Below are 13314 nucleotides of genomic sequence, written 5' to 3'. Positions count from 1 at the left end.
TTCTTGCAAGACAATAGCGTCGCAAGACAACAGTGGAGCTAGTAGATGGCAACTATCAACCAGCTGGTACGTCAGCCGCGTAAGCGTATCGTCGAGAAATCCGACGTGCCTGCGCTGCAGAACTGCCCGCAACGTCGTGGCGTATGCACCCGTGTGTATACCACCACGCCGAAAAAACCTAACTCGGCACTGCGTAAAGTATGCCGTGTGCGCCTGACCAACGGTTTCGAGGTTTCCTCGTACATCGGCGGTGAAGGCCACAACCTGCAAGAGCACAGCGTGGTACTGATCCGCGGCGGTCGTGTAAAAGACTTGCCAGGTGTTCGTTACCACACCGTACGCGGCTCCTTGGATACTTCCGGCGTTAAAGGTCGTAACCAGGGTCGTTCGAAGTACGGTACCAAGAAGCCTAAGTAGTAGCGGCTTTTTGTAAACTGAATCATCTTATTTTCTGAGTCGATAAGAGTAAGGTCGGAGGCGTCCCGCAAGGGCACCGATTCCGAACGAACCTGAAGACCGTTTGAGGGCTTATCCATGCCAAGAAGACGCGTAGCAGCCAAGCGCGAAGTGCTTGACGATCCAAAATACGGAAGCCAAATTCTGGCCAAGTTCATGAACCACGTGATGGAAAGCGGCAAGAAAGCCGTTGCCGAGCGTATCGTTTATGGCGCGCTGGAAAAGGTTAAAGAACGCAAGAACAGCGACCCCCTGGAAATCTTCGAGAAAGCTCTCGACGCCATCGCTCCGCTGGTCGAAGTGAAGTCGCGCCGTGTAGGCGGTGCTACTTACCAGGTTCCGGTTGAAGTTCGCCCGTCCCGTCGTAACGCCCTGGCAATGCGCTGGTTGGTAGACTTCGCCCGTAAGCGCGGCGAGAAGTCTATGGCTCTGCGTTTGGCCGGCGAGCTGTTGGACGCTGCTGAAGGTAAAGGTGCTGCTGTTAAGAAGCGTGAAGACGTGCACCGTATGGCTGAAGCTAACAAAGCTTTCTCGCACTACCGCTTCTAATCTTAGCTTCACTAATTTTGCGAGGGCTTTATGGCTCGTACTACTCCGATTAGCCGCTACCGTAACATCGGTATCGTTGCTCACGTGGATGCTGGTAAAACCACCACCACCGAGCGCGTACTGTTTTACACCGGCAAAAGTCACAAGATGGGCGAGGTGCATGATGGCGCCGCGACCACAGACTGGATGGTTCAGGAGCAGGAGCGTGGTATTACCATTACTTCTGCTGCTATTACCGCCTTCTGGAAGGGTTCCGAGAAGCAGTACAAAGATGAGCACCGCTTCAACGTAATCGATACCCCGGGCCACGTAGACTTCACCATTGAAGTTGAACGTTCCCTGCGCGTACTCGACGGCGCTGTCGTTGTGTTCTGCGGTACCTCGGGTGTTGAGCCTCAGTCGGAAACCGTATGGCGTCAAGCCAACAAGTACGGTGTTCCACGTCTTGTTTACGTAAACAAGATGGACCGTGCTGGTGCCAACTTCCTGCGCGTGATCGGTCAGATCAAGCAGCGTTTGGGTCATACCCCGGTTCCAATCCAATTGGCCATCGGTTCTGAAGACAATTTCCAGGGGCAGATCGATCTGCTGACCATGGAAGCTGTTTACTGGAACGATGCTGACAAAGGTATGGTTCCTGTTCGCAAGCCAATCCCTGCTGATATGCAGGAACTGGCTGACGAATGGCGCAACAACATGGTTGAAGCTGCGGCCGAAGCCAACGAAGAGCTGATGAACAAGTACCTCGAAGGTGAAGAACTCACCAACGTGGAAATCAAGGCCGCTCTGCGTCAGCGTACTATCGCTGGTGAGATCGTCTTGGCTGTTTGCGGTTCCTCGTTCAAGAACAAGGGCGTTCCCCTGGTTCTCGATGCTGTGATCGACTACCTGCCAGCGCCAGTTGATATTCCTGCCATCAAGGGTACTGACCCGGATGACGAGACTATCGAGCTGGAGCGTCATGCAGACGACGCAGAACCGTTCTCCGCTTTGGCATTTAAAATTGCCACTGACCCATTCGTGGGTACCTTGACCTTCGTCCGTGTTTACTCGGGCGTGTTGAACTCCGGCGACGGCGTGATCAACTCGGTTAAAGGTAAAAAAGAGCGCGTGGGTCGTATGGTGCAAATGCACGCAAACGCCCGTGAAGAAATCAAGGAAGTACGCGCTGGTGACATCGCGGCCTTGATCGGCATGAAGGACGTCACCACTGGTGAAACCTTGTGCAACGCTGACAAGCCAATCATCCTGGTTCGCATGGACTTCCCGGAGCCGGTTATCTCGGTTGCCGTAGAGCCTAAGACCAAGGATGACCAGGAAAAAATGGGTATCGCTCTGGGCAAACTTGCTCAGGAAGATCCATCTTTCCGCGTCAAGACTGATGAAGAGACTGGTCAAACGATCATCTCCGGCATGGGCGAGCTGCACCTGGACATCCTGGTTGACCGGATGCGCCGTGAGTTCAACGTCGAAGCCAACATCGGTAAGCCTCAGGTTTCCTATCGTGAGCGCATCACGAAGAACTGTGAAATCGAAGGCAAGTTCGTTCGTCAGTCCGGCGGTCGTGGTCAGTTCGGTCACTGCTGGATCCGTTTTGCTCCTGCTGACGAAGGTCAGGAAGGTCTGCAATTCGTGAACGAAGTGGTAGGTGGTGTGGTTCCTAAGGAATACATCCCTGCTATCCAGAAGGGCATCGAAGAGCAGATGAAGAACGGTGTTGTTGCCGGCTATCCGCTGATCGGCCTGAAAGCAACCGTTTTTGACGGTTCTTACCACGACGTCGACTCCAACGAGATGGCGTTTAAGGTGGCTGCTTCCATGGCAACCAAGCAACTGGCCCAGAAGGGTGGTGGTGAGTTGCTTGAGCCAATCATGGCGGTAGAAGTTGTTACACCTGAAGACTATATGGGTGATGTCATGGGCGACCTTAACCGTCGTCGCGGCATGATCTTGGGTATGGAAGACACGGTTTCCGGCAAAGTGATTCGCGCCGAGGTTCCGTTGGGTGAGATGTTCGGTTATGCGACCGACGTTCGCTCCATGTCCCAGGGTCGCGCAAGCTACTCTATGGAATTCAAAAAATACAACACAGCTCCGGCGCATATCGCTGAAACTGTATCCAAAAAACAAGGCTGATTCAGTCCTTTAGGCAAGGAGTTAATTGTCGTGGCTAAAGAAAAATTTGATCGTTCCCTACCGCACGTCAACGTTGGCACCATCGGTCACGTTGACCACGGTAAAACCACTCTGACTGCTGCTCTGACTCGCGTTTGCTCCGAAGTATTCGGTTCCGCAATCGTTGATTTCGATAAAATCGACAGCGCGCCAGAAGAAAAAGCTCGTGGTATCACCATCAACACCGCGCACGTTGAATACAACTCGCTGATCCGTCACTACGCTCACGTTGACTGCCCAGGTCACGCTGACTATGTGAAGAACATGATCACCGGTGCTGCTCAAATGGACGGCGCTATCCTGGTTTGTTCGGCCGCTGATGGTCCGATGCCACAAACCCGTGAGCACATCCTGCTGTCCCGTCAGGTTGGCGTTCCGTACATCGTGGTTTACCTGAACAAGGCTGACCTGGTAGACGACGCTGAGCTGCTGGAACTGGTTGAGATGGAAGTGCGCGATCTGCTGAGCACTTACGACTTCCCAGGCGACGACACTCCGATCATCATCGGTTCTGCTCGTATGGCTCTGGAAGGCAAAGACGATAACGAAATGGGCACCACGTCCGTTCGTAAACTGGTTGAGACTCTGGACAGCTACATCCCAGATCCAGTTCGTGTTATCGACAAGCCGTTCCTGATGCCAATCGAAGACGTATTCTCGATCTCCGGTCGCGGTACTGTTGTAACTGGTCGTATCGAGCGCGGTATCGTCAAGGTTCAAGATCCACTGGAAATCGTTGGTCTGCGTGACACTACCGTCACCACCTGCACCGGTGTTGAAATGTTCCGTAAGCTGCTCGACGAAGGTCGTGCTGGCGAGAACTGCGGCGTTCTGCTGCGTGGTACCAAGCGTGACGACGTTGAGCGTGGCCAGGTTCTGGTTAAGCCGGGTTCGGTTAAGCCGCACACCAAGTTCGAAGCTGAAGTGTACGTGCTGAGCAAAGAAGAAGGCGGTCGTCACACTCCGTTCTTCAAAGGCTACCGTCCACAGTTCTACTTCCGTACTACCGACGTAACCGGTAACTGCGAACTGCCGGAAGGCGTAGAAATGGTAATGCCAGGCGACAACATCAAAATGGTTGTCACCCTGATCAAGACCATCGCTATGGAAGACGGTCTGCGCTTCGCAATTCGTGAAGGCGGCCGTACCGTTGGTGCTGGTGTTGTAGCTAAAATCATCGAGTAATTATCTCTTCTGAGATAGCTCGGTTTTTTGAGAAGGCCTCCGCTTAGCGGAGGCCTTTTTTATTGGGTTGACACCTATCTGGGGCGTCTATAGAATTGCGCCTCCTTTTAACGGGCGTATTGCGCTCGCTGGGAATAGCAGCCGGAGTCTGAAATCCAATGCAAAATCAGCAAATCCGTATCAGGTTGAAGGCTTTTGACCATCGCCTGATCGACCAATCCACCCAGGAAATCGTGGAAACCGCGAAACGTACTGGGGCACAAGTGCGTGGTCCTATTCCACTGCCTACCCGCAAAGAGCGGTTCACCGTTCTGGTCTCCCCGCACGTCAACAAAGACGCGCGTGACCAGTACGAGATCCGTACTCATAAGCGCGTTCTGGACATCGTCCAGCCAACGGATAAAACCGTTGATGCACTTATGAAGCTTGATCTGGCGGCCGGTGTGGAAGTACAGATCAGCCTCGGCTAAGACTCGGGTCTTAGTCGTGTAACGCTCTGAAATGGGCGGCCATAGCGGGTGAAAGCCCCGTACACTCATGAGGTTTACAACATGACTATTGGTGTAGTCGGTCGTAAATGCGGTATGACCCGTATTTTCACCGAAGAAGGTGTCTCCATTCCGGTCACGGTCATTGAGATCGAACCGAATCGCGTCACCCAGTTCAAAACTGAAGAGACCGATGGCTATCGTGCAGTGCAAGTCACTGTCGGCGAGCGTCGTGCTTCGCGCGTGACTGCTGCTCAAGCAGGTCACTTCGCTAAAGCAAACGTTGCAGCTGGTCGCACTGTTATGGAGTTCCGTCTTGAAGACGGCGACTACCAGGCTGGCGATCTGATCAACGCTGAAATCTTCGCCGCTGGTCAACTGGTTGATGTAACCGGTCAGTCCAAGGGTAAAGGCTTCCAGGGTACGATCAAGCGTTGGAATTTCCGTGGCCAAGACAACACTCACGGTAACTCCGTTTCCCACCGCGTCCCGGGCTCTATTGGCCAGTGCCAGACTCCTGGTCGTGTATTCAAGGGCAAAAAAATGTCCGGTCATATGGGCGCTGAGCGCGTGACCGTGCAGTCCCTCGAAGTAGTGCGCGTCGACGCTGAACGCAATCTGTTGTTGGTCAAGGGTGCTGTTCCTGGCGCTACTGGCGGCAACCTGGTTGTACGTCCAGCGGCCAAGGCTCGCGGTTAAGGGGAAGCTGACATGCAATTAAATGTAAATGACGCTCAAGCGATCGAAGTTTCCGAACTGACGTTTGGCGGCGAGTTCAACGAGACGCTGGTTCACCAAGCAGTCGTGGCCTACATGGCCGGCGGCCGTCAAGGTAGCAAGCAGCAAAAGACCCGTTCCGACGTTCGTGGTGGCGGTAAGCGCCCTTGGCGTCAGAAAGGTACTGGCCGTGCTCGTGCCGGTACTATCCGTAGCCCAATCTGGCGTGGCGGTGGTACCACTTTCGCAGCTCGTCCGCAGGATCACTCGCAGAAGCTCAACAAGAAGATGTATCGCGCAGCACTGCGCTCCATCCTTGCTGAACTCGTGCGTACTGATCGTCTGGTCGTGGTTCAGGACTTCGCTGTTGAAGGTCCGAAAACCAAAGATCTGCTGGGCAAGCTGAACAACATGAATCTGACCGACGTTCTGATCGTGTCCGAAGCTGTTGATCAGAACCTGTACCTGGCTGCTCGCAACCTGCCACACGTTGATGTACGTGACGTGCAAGGTTCCGATCCAGTTAGTCTGATCGCATACGACAAGGTGTTGATCACCGTGTCGGCCGTGAAGAAATTCGAGGAGCTGCTGGGATGAACCAGGAACGCGTATTTAAAGTTCTGCTTGGCCCGCACGTTTCCGAAAAGGCTACGGTTCTGGCTGACAAGAAAGGCCAGTTCGTTTTCAAGGTTGCAACTGACGCAACCAAGCTGGAAATCAAGAAGGCCGTCGAAAGCCTGTTCAGCGTGAAAGTAGAGCGTGTTACTACCCTGAATGTTCTGGGTAAGAGCAAGCGCACTGCTCGCGGTCTGGGCAAGCGTAATGACTGGAAGAAGGCAGTTATCTCCCTTCAGCCAGGCCAAGATCTCGATTTCAGCAGCAGTGCTGAGTAAGGAAGGGGTGCATCATGGCAATCGTTAAATGCAAACCGACTTCCCCTGGCCGCCGTTTTGTGGTCAAGGTGGTCAACCAGGAGCTGCATAAAGGCGCTCCTCACGCACCGCTGCTCGAGAAGAAATCGAAGACTGGTGGTCGTAACAACAATGGTCGTATTACCACTCGTCACATCGGTGGTGGCCATAAGCAGCATTATCGTCTGGTCGATTTCCGTCGCAACGACAAAGATGGCATCTCTGCCACTGTCGAGCGTATCGAATACGATCCAAACCGTACTGCTCACATCGCTCTGCTGCTGTACGCAGATGGCGAGCGTCGCTACATCATCGCGCCTAAAGGCGTGAGTGCTGGCGACCAGCTGATCGCAGGTGCCCTGGCACCGATCAAGCCGGGCAACGCTCTGCAACTGCGTAACATTCCAGTTGGTAGCACCGTACACGGCATCGAATTGAAGCCAGGTAAAGGCGCGCAGATCGCTCGTTCCGCTGGTGCTTCGGCTCAGCTGATCGCTCGTGAAGGTGTCTACGTGACCCTGCGTCTGCGTTCTGGTGAGATGCGTAAAGTACTGGCTGAATGCCGTGCGACCCTGGGCGAAGTCTCGAACTCCGAGCACAGCCTGCGTTCGCTGGGTAAAGCTGGTGCCAAACGCTGGCGTGGCGTTCGCCCAACCGTTCGTGGTGTTGCCATGAACCCGGTTGACCACCCACACGGTGGTGGTGAAGGTCGTACCTCTGGTGGTCGTCATCCGGTATCGCCATGGGGCTTCCCGACTAAGGGCGCGAAGACTCGTGGTAATAAGCGTACCGACAAAATGATCGTCCGTCGTCGCAAGTAAATAGAGGGATACGACAGTGCCACGTTCTCTGAAAAAAGGTCCTTTTATTGATCTTCACCTACTGAAGAAGATCGAAGTGGCGGCGGAAAAGAACGATCGCAAACCAGTTAAGACCTGGTCGCGCCGTTCTATGATCCTGCCACAAATGGTCGGTTTGACCATCGCAGTACACAACGGTCGCCAACACGTCCCAGTTCTCGTTAACGAAGACATGGTCGGCCACAAACTGGGCGAGTTTGCCGGTACCCGCACTTACCGTGGGCACGTGGCAGACAAGAAAGCCAAGCGTTAAGGGGTTAGGAAATGGAAGTAGCCGCTAAGTTGTCGGGCGCTCGAATCTCCGCCCAGAAAGCCCGCTTGGTCGCCGACCAGATCCGCGGGAAGAAGGTGGGCGAAGCGCTCAACCTGTTGGCTTTCAGCAGTAAGAAAGCCGCCGAGATCATGAAGAAAGTGCTGGAGTCGGCCGTAGCCAACGCCGAGCATAACGAAGGCGCAGACGTTGATGACCTGAAGGTCAGCACCGTTTTCGTCAACGAAGGGCGTTCGCTGAAGCGTATCATGCCGCGTGCCAAAGGCCGTGCTGATCGCATCGTCAAGCGGTCTTGCCATATCACTGTCAAGGTTGCTGACAAGTAACGGAGTCGAAGAGATGGGTCAGAAAGTACATCCCATTGGCATTCGCCTGGGAATCGTCAAGGAGCACACCTCCGTCTGGTACGCAGACGGTCGGACTTATGCGGACTATTTGTTCGCTGATCTGAAGGTGCGTGAGTATCTCCAAGACAAACTAAAAAGCGCGTCCGTAAGCCGTATCGATATCCATCGTCCGGCCCAAACTGCACGTATCACCATCCACACCGCTCGTCCAGGTATCGTTATCGGGAAGAAAGGTGAAGATGTTGAGAAACTGCGTCAGGACCTGACCAAGCAAATGGGTGTGCCTGTGCACATCAATATCGAAGAGATCCGCAAGCCGGAGCTCGACGGTATGCTGGTTGCGCAGAGCGTAGCTCAGCAGCTGGAGCGCCGCGTAATGTTCCGTCGTGCTATGAAGCGCGCCGTGCAAAACGCCATGCGTATTGGTGCCAAGGGCATCAAAATCCAAGTGAGCGGTCGTCTCGGCGGTGCTGAAATCGCACGTACTGAATGGTATCGCGAAGGTCGTGTGCCGTTGCACACCCTGCGTGCCGACATCGACTATGCCAACTACGAAGCTCACACCACTTACGGTGTGATCGGTGTAAAGGTTTGGATCTTCAAAGGCGAAGTAATTGGTGGTCGCCAAGAAGAACTGAAACCACAAGCACCAGCGCCTCGTAAAAAAGCTGCTAAGTAAGGGGTACGCCAAATGTTGCAACCTAAGCGTACGAAGTTCCGCAAGCAGATGACAGGCCACAACCGTGGTCTGGCTCAGCGCGGTAGCAAAGTCAGCTTCGGCGAGTTCGCGCTGAAGTCTGTAGCTCGTGGTCGTCTCACCGCTCGTCAGATCGAGTCAGCGCGTCGTGCACTGACCCGTCACGTAAAACGTGGCGGCAAGATCTGGATCCGTGTATTCCCGGACAAGCCGATCTCCAAAAAGCCTCTTGAGGTTCGGATGGGTAAAGGTAAGGGTAACGTGGAATACTGGGTAGCCCAGATTCAGCCAGGCAAAGTCCTGTATGAAATCGAGGGTGTAACTGAAGAGCTGGCGCGTGAGGCTTTTGCCCTGGCTGCTGCAAAGCTGCCGCTCGCCACCGCCTTTGTTAAACGGACGGTGATGTGATGAAAGCGAATGAACTTCGTGAAAAATCCGCACAGCAGCTGAACGAGCAACTGCTCGGCCTGCTGCGCGACCAGTTCAATCTGCGTATGCAGAAAGCAACTGGCCAGTTGGGGCAGTCTCATCTGCTCTCGCAAGTTAAGCGTGACATCGCTCGCGTGAAGACTGTGCTCAACCAGCAGGCAGGTAAGTGATCATGGCTGAAGCCGAAAAGACTGTCCGTACGCTGACTGGCCGTGTTGTCAGCGACAAGATGGACAAAACCATCACCGTTTTGATCGAGCGTCGCGTTAAGCACCCGATCTACGGTAAATATGTTAAGCGTTCGACTAAGCTGCACGCGCACGACGAAACCAATCAGTGCCACATCGGCGACAAAGTCACTATTCGTGAAACTCGTCCGCTGGCCAAGACCAAGTCTTGGGCACTGGTTGATGTTCTCGAACGCGCTGTGGAAGTCTAAGGACTAGGGGTCGGAGAAATTATATGATTCAGACTCAATCCATGCTCGATGTGGCCGATAACAGCGGCGCTCGCCGTGTTATGTGCATCAAGGTGCTGGGTGGCTCCCATCGTCGTTACGCTGGTATCGGTGACATCATCAAAGTTACCGTCAAGGAAGCAATTCCTCGCGGTAAAGTGAAAAAAGGCCAAGTGATGACTGCTGTTGTAGTCCGCACTCGTCACGGCGTACGCCGTGCTGATGGCTCCATTATCCGCTTTGATGGCAACGCTGCTGTTCTTCTGAACAACAAGCAAGAGCCGATCGGCACCCGTATCTTTGGGCCAGTGACCCGTGAACTTCGTACTGAGAAGTTCATGAAGATCGTCTCGCTCGCCCCAGAAGTGCTGTAAGGAGATCCGACATGCAAAAGATTCGTCGTGACGACGAGATCATCGTGATCGCCGGCAAAGACAAAGGTAAGCGCGGTAAGGTGCTGAAGGTTCTTGCTGATGACCGTCTGGTCATTGGTGGTCTGAACCTGGTCAAGCGTCATACCAAGCCTAACCCCGCGTCGGGCGTACAGGGCGGTATCGTCGAGAAAGAAGCGCCATTGCACGCTTCTAACGTCGCCATCTTCAACGGCGAAACCAACAAGGCTGACCGCGTTGGTTTCAAAGTAGAAGACGGTAAGAAAATTCGTGTCTTCAAGTCGACCCAAAAAGCGGTTGATGCTTGAACACTGCTAGGTAGATAAGACCATGGCACGACTAAAAGAGATTTACCGGAAGGAAATCGCTCCGAAGCTTAAGGAAGAACTTAAGCTTTCGAACGTGATGGAAGTTCCGCGCGTTACCAAAATCACCCTGAACATGGGTCTGGGCGAAGCGATCGGCGACAAAAAAGTCATCGAGCACGCTGTTGCTGACCTGGAAAAGATCACCGGTCAAAAAGTCGTTGTGACTTACGCTCGGAAATCCATCGCTGGCTTTAAAGTCCGTGAAGGTTGGCCGATCGGTGTCAAAGTGACTCTGCGCCGTGAGCGTATGTACGAGTTCCTGGATCGTCTGCTGTCGATCTCCCTGCCTCGGGTTCGCGACTTCCGCGGCCTGAATGCCAAGTCCTTCGATGGTCGTGGTAACTACAGCATGGGCGTGAAAGAGCAGATCATCTTCCCGGAAATCGACTACGACAAGATCGATGCTCTCCGCGGTCTGGACATCACCCTGACCACCACTGCCAAGAACGATGATGAAGGCCGCGCTCTGCTGCGTGCGTTCAAATTCCCGTTCCGCAACTGATTGGAGTAGGACCATGGCCAAGATGAGCATGAAAAACCGCGAGCTGAAGCGTCAGCTCACGGTTGCCAAGTACGCCAAGAAGCGTGCAGCACTGAAAGCTATCATCGTTGATCTGAACGCAAGTCCAGAAGCACGTTGGGAAGCTACAGTAGCTCTGCAGAAGCAGCCACGTGACGCAAGCGCTGCGCGCATGCGTAACCGCTGCCGCCTGACCGGTCGTCCACACGGCGTTTACCGCAAGTTCGGCCTTGGCCGTAACAAACTGCGTGAAGCGGCAATGCGTGGTGACGTACCAGGTCTGGTTAAAGCCAGCTGGTAAGTACTTTCGAAGTCCAGGTGGTCAGGATCGCAAGATACTGACCACCGGTGGCCTAGAATCTGGAACAAGCCCCTTTTGGGGCTTGTTTCATTTCCGCAGTGTGTCTAAAATACGCGGCTCGCCTGAGCCCGTGTGTTTTATGCCCGGAGATTCTCGGTGACATATGTAGCCGCAAGGCTAATTTTTTTGTATTAGGAGCGTCTAGCCCATGAGTATGCAGGACCCGTTAGCGGACATGCTAACTCGTATCCGTAATGCCCAGATGGCTGAAAAGTCCGTCGTAAGCATGCCATCTTCCACGTTGAAGGTAGCTGTTGCCAAAGTCCTGAAAGACGAAGGCTACATTGCGGGTTATCAGATCAGCAGCGAAATCAAGCCACTGCTGTCCATCGAGCTGAAGTACTTCGAAGGCCGTCCGGTCATCGAGGAAGTGAAGCGCGTTAGCCGTCCAGGCCTGCGTCAGTACAAGTCCGTTGAAGATCTGCCGAAAGTTCGTGGCGGTCTCGGTGTGTCTATCGTCTCCACCAACAAAGGTGTGATGACGGATCGTGCTGCGCGCGCTGCCGGTGTCGGCGGCGAAGTTCTTTGCACTGTGTTCTAAGGGGGGATAAGCATGTCTCGCGTCGCTAAGAACCCCGTTAAGCTGCCAGCCGGTGTCGAAGTAAAATTCGCAGGCCAACAGCTTTCGGTGAAGGGTGCCAAGGGTACTCTTGAACTGAACATCCATTCGTCCGTTGAGATCGTTGAAGAAGCTGGTGAGCTGCGTTTCGCTGCTCGCAATGGCGATCAACAAACTCGCGCAATGGCCGGTACCACGCGTGCGTTGGTAAACAACATGGTCCAAGGCGTAAGCCAAGGCTTCGAGCGTAAGCTCCAGCTGGTCGGTGTTGGTTACAAAGCGCAAGCAAAAGGCACGGTTTTGAACCTGGCCCTTGGCTTCTCGCACCCAGTGGATTACGAACTGCCGGAAGGCATCACCGCTGAAACTCCTAGCCAGACCGATATCCTGATCAAGGGCATCGATAAGCAGCTGGTAGGTCAAGTGGCTGCCGAGATCCGCGACTTCCGTCCACCAGAGCCGTACAAAGGCAAAGGTGTGCGCTACGCGGACGAAGTCGTCCGTCGTAAAGAAGCCAAGAAGAAGTAGGGCATAGCAAATGACCGACAAAAAAGTTACTCGACTGCGTCGCGCTCGCAAAGCACGCCTGAAAATGCACGAACTCGAAGTCGTGCGTCTCTGCGTGTTCCGCTCGTCGCAGCACATCTACGCCCAGGTCATCTCGGCCGACGGCAACAAAGTCCTGGCAAGCGCCTCGACTTTGGATAAAGAACTGCGTGATGGTGCCACTGGCAACATCGACGCGGCCACTAAGGTTGGCCAGCTGGTCGCTACGCGTGCTAAGGCCGCTGGCGTCTCGCAAGTGGCTTTCGACCGCTCTGGCTTCAAGTACCACGGCCGCGTTAAAGCGCTGGCTGATGCTGCTCGTGAAGCTGGGCTGGAGTTCTAAGTTATGTCAAATAACGACCAAAAGCGCGACGAAGGCTACATTGAGAAGCTGGTTCAAGTTAACCGCGTAGCCAAGACCGTTAAAGGCGGCCGTATCTTCACCTTCACCGCGTTGACCGTGGTTGGTGATGGTAAGGGCCGTGTTGGCTTCGGCCGTGGCAAGTCGCGTGAAGTGCCTGCTGCGATCCAGAAGGCAATGGAAGCTGCTCGTCGCAACATGATCCAAGTTGACCTGAACGGCACCACCCTGCAGTACGCAATGAAGTCTGCCCATGGCGCTTCGAAGGTGTACATGCAGCCTGCTTCTGAAGGTACCGGTATCATCGCTGGCGGCGCTATGCGTGCTGTCCTCGAAGTTGCTGGCGTTCAGAACGTTCTGGCCAAGTGCTACGGCTCGACTAACCCGGTAAACGTGGTTCACGCCACTTTCAAGGGTTTGAAGGCTATGCAGTCTCCTGAATCCATTGCCGCCAAGCGTGGCAAAAGCGTCAAGGAGATCTTCTGATCATGGCTACCGTTAAAGTAACGCTGATCAAAAGCATGACCGGCCGCATCCCTAACCACAAATTGTGCGTTAAGGGTTTGGGTCTGCGTCGCATCGGTCACACTGTAGAAGTCCAGGATACTCCCGAGAATCGCGGGATGATCAACAAGGCTTACTACATGCTGCGTGTCGAGGGTTAA

Annotated in this window: 24 protein-coding genes; all 24 read left to right on the top strand. The window is 54.2% G+C overall.

Annotation, left to right across the window (positions count from 1 at the left end; all coding sequences use genetic code 11):
• Positions 1–45 precede the first annotated feature (45 nt).
• The 24 genes from rpsL (at position 46) to rpmD (ending at position 13314) form a co-directional block, all read left to right on the top strand.
• Positions 46–417 (top strand): 30S ribosomal protein S12, encoded by a 372-nt coding sequence (rpsL, locus tag KL786_RS17975; protein ID WP_002555494.1) that lies wholly within the window; start codon positions 46–48, stop codon positions 415–417.
• Positions 418–534: 117 nt separating this feature from the next.
• The gene (gene rpsG, locus KL786_RS17970) at positions 535–1005 is read left to right on the top strand and encodes a 30S ribosomal protein S7 (RefSeq protein WP_002555493.1); all 471 of its coding nucleotides are present in this window, start codon (positions 535–537) and stop codon (positions 1003–1005) included.
• A gap of 30 nt (positions 1006–1035) precedes the next feature.
• Positions 1036–3141, top strand: a complete 2106-nt coding sequence (gene fusA, locus KL786_RS17965; RefSeq protein WP_003232412.1) for an elongation factor G — start codon at positions 1036–1038, stop codon at positions 3139–3141.
• Between the two features lie 30 nt (positions 3142–3171).
• The gene (gene tuf, locus KL786_RS17960; RefSeq protein ID WP_003176426.1) at positions 3172–4365 is read left to right on the top strand and encodes an elongation factor Tu; all 1194 of its coding nucleotides are present in this window, start codon (positions 3172–3174) and stop codon (positions 4363–4365) included.
• A gap of 158 nt (positions 4366–4523) precedes the next feature.
• Entirely contained in the window at positions 4524–4835 is a 312-nt protein-coding gene (gene rpsJ / locus KL786_RS17955) for a 30S ribosomal protein S10 (RefSeq protein ID WP_003186070.1), read from the top strand.
• 81 nt (positions 4836–4916) lie between these two features.
• The gene (gene rplC / locus KL786_RS17950) at positions 4917–5552 is read left to right on the top strand and encodes a 50S ribosomal protein L3 (RefSeq protein WP_003194649.1); all 636 of its coding nucleotides are present in this window, start codon (positions 4917–4919) and stop codon (positions 5550–5552) included.
• 12 nt (positions 5553–5564) lie between these two features.
• Positions 5565–6167: a 50S ribosomal protein L4 gene (gene rplD / locus KL786_RS17945; RefSeq protein ID WP_029299292.1), complete on the top strand. Its 603-nt coding sequence runs from the start codon at positions 5565–5567 to the stop codon at positions 6165–6167.
• Positions 6164–6463, top strand: a complete 300-nt coding sequence (gene rplW, locus KL786_RS17940; RefSeq protein WP_002555488.1) for a 50S ribosomal protein L23 — start codon at positions 6164–6166, stop codon at positions 6461–6463. The genes rplD and rplW overlap by 4 nt, the downstream gene beginning before the upstream one ends.
• A gap of 14 nt (positions 6464–6477) precedes the next feature.
• Positions 6478–7302, top strand: a complete 825-nt coding sequence (rplB, locus tag KL786_RS17935; protein ID WP_003176423.1) for a 50S ribosomal protein L2 — start codon at positions 6478–6480, stop codon at positions 7300–7302.
• 16 nt (positions 7303–7318) lie between these two features.
• Entirely contained in the window at positions 7319–7594 is a 276-nt protein-coding gene (rpsS, locus tag KL786_RS17930) for a 30S ribosomal protein S19 (RefSeq protein WP_002555486.1), read from the top strand.
• 11 nt (positions 7595–7605) lie between these two features.
• Complete coding sequence (rplV, locus tag KL786_RS17925) at positions 7606–7938, top strand: 50S ribosomal protein L22 (protein WP_003103908.1); 333 nt, start codon at positions 7606–7608, stop codon at positions 7936–7938.
• A gap of 13 nt (positions 7939–7951) precedes the next feature.
• Positions 7952–8638, top strand: a complete 687-nt coding sequence (rpsC, locus tag KL786_RS17920; protein ID WP_003176422.1) for a 30S ribosomal protein S3 — start codon at positions 7952–7954, stop codon at positions 8636–8638.
• A 12-nt stretch (positions 8639–8650) separates the two neighbouring features.
• Positions 8651–9064, top strand: coding sequence for a 50S ribosomal protein L16 (gene rplP, locus KL786_RS17915; RefSeq protein WP_003232424.1), 414 nt, complete (start codon positions 8651–8653; stop codon positions 9062–9064).
• Positions 9064–9255 carry a 50S ribosomal protein L29 gene (rpmC, locus tag KL786_RS17910; RefSeq protein ID WP_002555481.1) on the top strand — a complete coding sequence of 64 codons (192 nt, stop codon included), beginning with the start codon at positions 9064–9066 and terminating at the stop codon, positions 9253–9255. The genes rplP and rpmC overlap by 1 nt, the downstream gene beginning before the upstream one ends.
• 2 nt (positions 9256–9257) lie before the next feature.
• Entirely contained in the window at positions 9258–9524 is a 267-nt protein-coding gene (gene rpsQ, locus KL786_RS17905) for a 30S ribosomal protein S17 (RefSeq protein ID WP_003176419.1), read from the top strand.
• Positions 9525–9547: 23 nt separating this feature from the next.
• Positions 9548–9916: a 50S ribosomal protein L14 gene (rplN, locus tag KL786_RS17900; protein ID WP_002555479.1), complete on the top strand. Its 369-nt coding sequence runs from the start codon at positions 9548–9550 to the stop codon at positions 9914–9916.
• Between the two features lie 11 nt (positions 9917–9927).
• Entirely contained in the window at positions 9928–10242 is a 315-nt protein-coding gene (rplX, locus tag KL786_RS17895; protein WP_029299388.1) for a 50S ribosomal protein L24, read from the top strand.
• Positions 10243–10264: 22 nt separating this feature from the next.
• Complete coding sequence (gene rplE, locus KL786_RS17890; protein WP_003210069.1) at positions 10265–10804, top strand: 50S ribosomal protein L5; 540 nt, start codon at positions 10265–10267, stop codon at positions 10802–10804.
• Between the two features lie 13 nt (positions 10805–10817).
• The gene (gene rpsN, locus KL786_RS17885; RefSeq protein ID WP_159955817.1) at positions 10818–11123 is read left to right on the top strand and encodes a 30S ribosomal protein S14; all 306 of its coding nucleotides are present in this window, start codon (positions 10818–10820) and stop codon (positions 11121–11123) included.
• 208 nt (positions 11124–11331) lie between these two features.
• Positions 11332–11724, top strand: coding sequence for a 30S ribosomal protein S8 (gene rpsH, locus KL786_RS17880; RefSeq protein ID WP_017848802.1), 393 nt, complete (start codon positions 11332–11334; stop codon positions 11722–11724).
• Between the two features lie 12 nt (positions 11725–11736).
• Positions 11737–12270 carry a 50S ribosomal protein L6 gene (gene rplF / locus KL786_RS17875; RefSeq protein ID WP_003176412.1) on the top strand — a complete coding sequence of 178 codons (534 nt, stop codon included), beginning with the start codon at positions 11737–11739 and terminating at the stop codon, positions 12268–12270.
• A 10-nt stretch (positions 12271–12280) separates the two neighbouring features.
• The gene (gene rplR / locus KL786_RS17870) at positions 12281–12631 is read left to right on the top strand and encodes a 50S ribosomal protein L18 (protein ID WP_003186037.1); all 351 of its coding nucleotides are present in this window, start codon (positions 12281–12283) and stop codon (positions 12629–12631) included.
• A gap of 3 nt (positions 12632–12634) precedes the next feature.
• The gene (rpsE, locus tag KL786_RS17865; RefSeq protein ID WP_003186035.1) at positions 12635–13135 is read left to right on the top strand and encodes a 30S ribosomal protein S5; all 501 of its coding nucleotides are present in this window, start codon (positions 12635–12637) and stop codon (positions 13133–13135) included.
• A gap of 2 nt (positions 13136–13137) precedes the next feature.
• Positions 13138–13314 carry a 50S ribosomal protein L30 gene (rpmD, locus tag KL786_RS17860; RefSeq protein ID WP_003176408.1) on the top strand — a complete coding sequence of 59 codons (177 nt, stop codon included), beginning with the start codon at positions 13138–13140 and terminating at the stop codon, positions 13312–13314.

Origin of the sequence: Pseudomonas sp. TAE6080 (assembly GCF_018732265.1) — a bacterium.
Taxonomy (GTDB): Bacteria; Pseudomonadota; Gammaproteobacteria; order Pseudomonadales; family Pseudomonadaceae; genus Aquipseudomonas; species Aquipseudomonas brenneri.
The sequence above is the reverse complement of the archived record's forward strand: the minus strand, read 5'-3'. Positions and strand labels throughout refer to the sequence as shown.

Coding starts and splice junctions, on each gene's coding strand:
- rpsL (WP_002555494.1), top strand. CDS start 46: ATGGCAACTATCAACCAGCTGGTACGTCAGCCGCGTAAGCGTATCGTC.
- rpsG (WP_002555493.1), top strand. CDS start 535: ATGCCAAGAAGACGCGTAGCAGCCAAGCGCGAAGTGCTTGACGATCCA.
- fusA (WP_003232412.1), top strand. CDS start 1,036: ATGGCTCGTACTACTCCGATTAGCCGCTACCGTAACATCGGTATCGTT.
- rpsJ (WP_003186070.1), top strand. CDS start 4,524: ATGCAAAATCAGCAAATCCGTATCAGGTTGAAGGCTTTTGACCATCGC.
- rplC (WP_003194649.1), top strand. CDS start 4,917: ATGACTATTGGTGTAGTCGGTCGTAAATGCGGTATGACCCGTATTTTC.
- rplD (WP_029299292.1), top strand. CDS start 5,565: ATGCAATTAAATGTAAATGACGCTCAAGCGATCGAAGTTTCCGAACTG.
- rplW (WP_002555488.1), top strand. CDS start 6,164: ATGAACCAGGAACGCGTATTTAAAGTTCTGCTTGGCCCGCACGTTTCC.
- rplB (WP_003176423.1), top strand. CDS start 6,478: ATGGCAATCGTTAAATGCAAACCGACTTCCCCTGGCCGCCGTTTTGTG.
- rplV (WP_003103908.1), top strand. CDS start 7,606: ATGGAAGTAGCCGCTAAGTTGTCGGGCGCTCGAATCTCCGCCCAGAAA.
- rpsC (WP_003176422.1), top strand. CDS start 7,952: ATGGGTCAGAAAGTACATCCCATTGGCATTCGCCTGGGAATCGTCAAG.
- rplP (WP_003232424.1), top strand. CDS start 8,651: ATGTTGCAACCTAAGCGTACGAAGTTCCGCAAGCAGATGACAGGCCAC.
- rpmC (WP_002555481.1), top strand. CDS start 9,064: ATGAAAGCGAATGAACTTCGTGAAAAATCCGCACAGCAGCTGAACGAG.
- rpsQ (WP_003176419.1), top strand. CDS start 9,258: ATGGCTGAAGCCGAAAAGACTGTCCGTACGCTGACTGGCCGTGTTGTC.
- rplN (WP_002555479.1), top strand. CDS start 9,548: ATGATTCAGACTCAATCCATGCTCGATGTGGCCGATAACAGCGGCGCT.
- rplX (WP_029299388.1), top strand. CDS start 9,928: ATGCAAAAGATTCGTCGTGACGACGAGATCATCGTGATCGCCGGCAAA.
- rplE (WP_003210069.1), top strand. CDS start 10,265: ATGGCACGACTAAAAGAGATTTACCGGAAGGAAATCGCTCCGAAGCTT.
- rpsN (WP_159955817.1), top strand. CDS start 10,818: ATGGCCAAGATGAGCATGAAAAACCGCGAGCTGAAGCGTCAGCTCACG.
- rpsH (WP_017848802.1), top strand. CDS start 11,332: ATGAGTATGCAGGACCCGTTAGCGGACATGCTAACTCGTATCCGTAAT.
- rplF (WP_003176412.1), top strand. CDS start 11,737: ATGTCTCGCGTCGCTAAGAACCCCGTTAAGCTGCCAGCCGGTGTCGAA.
- rplR (WP_003186037.1), top strand. CDS start 12,281: ATGACCGACAAAAAAGTTACTCGACTGCGTCGCGCTCGCAAAGCACGC.
- rpsE (WP_003186035.1), top strand. CDS start 12,635: ATGTCAAATAACGACCAAAAGCGCGACGAAGGCTACATTGAGAAGCTG.
- rpmD (WP_003176408.1), top strand. CDS start 13,138: ATGGCTACCGTTAAAGTAACGCTGATCAAAAGCATGACCGGCCGCATC.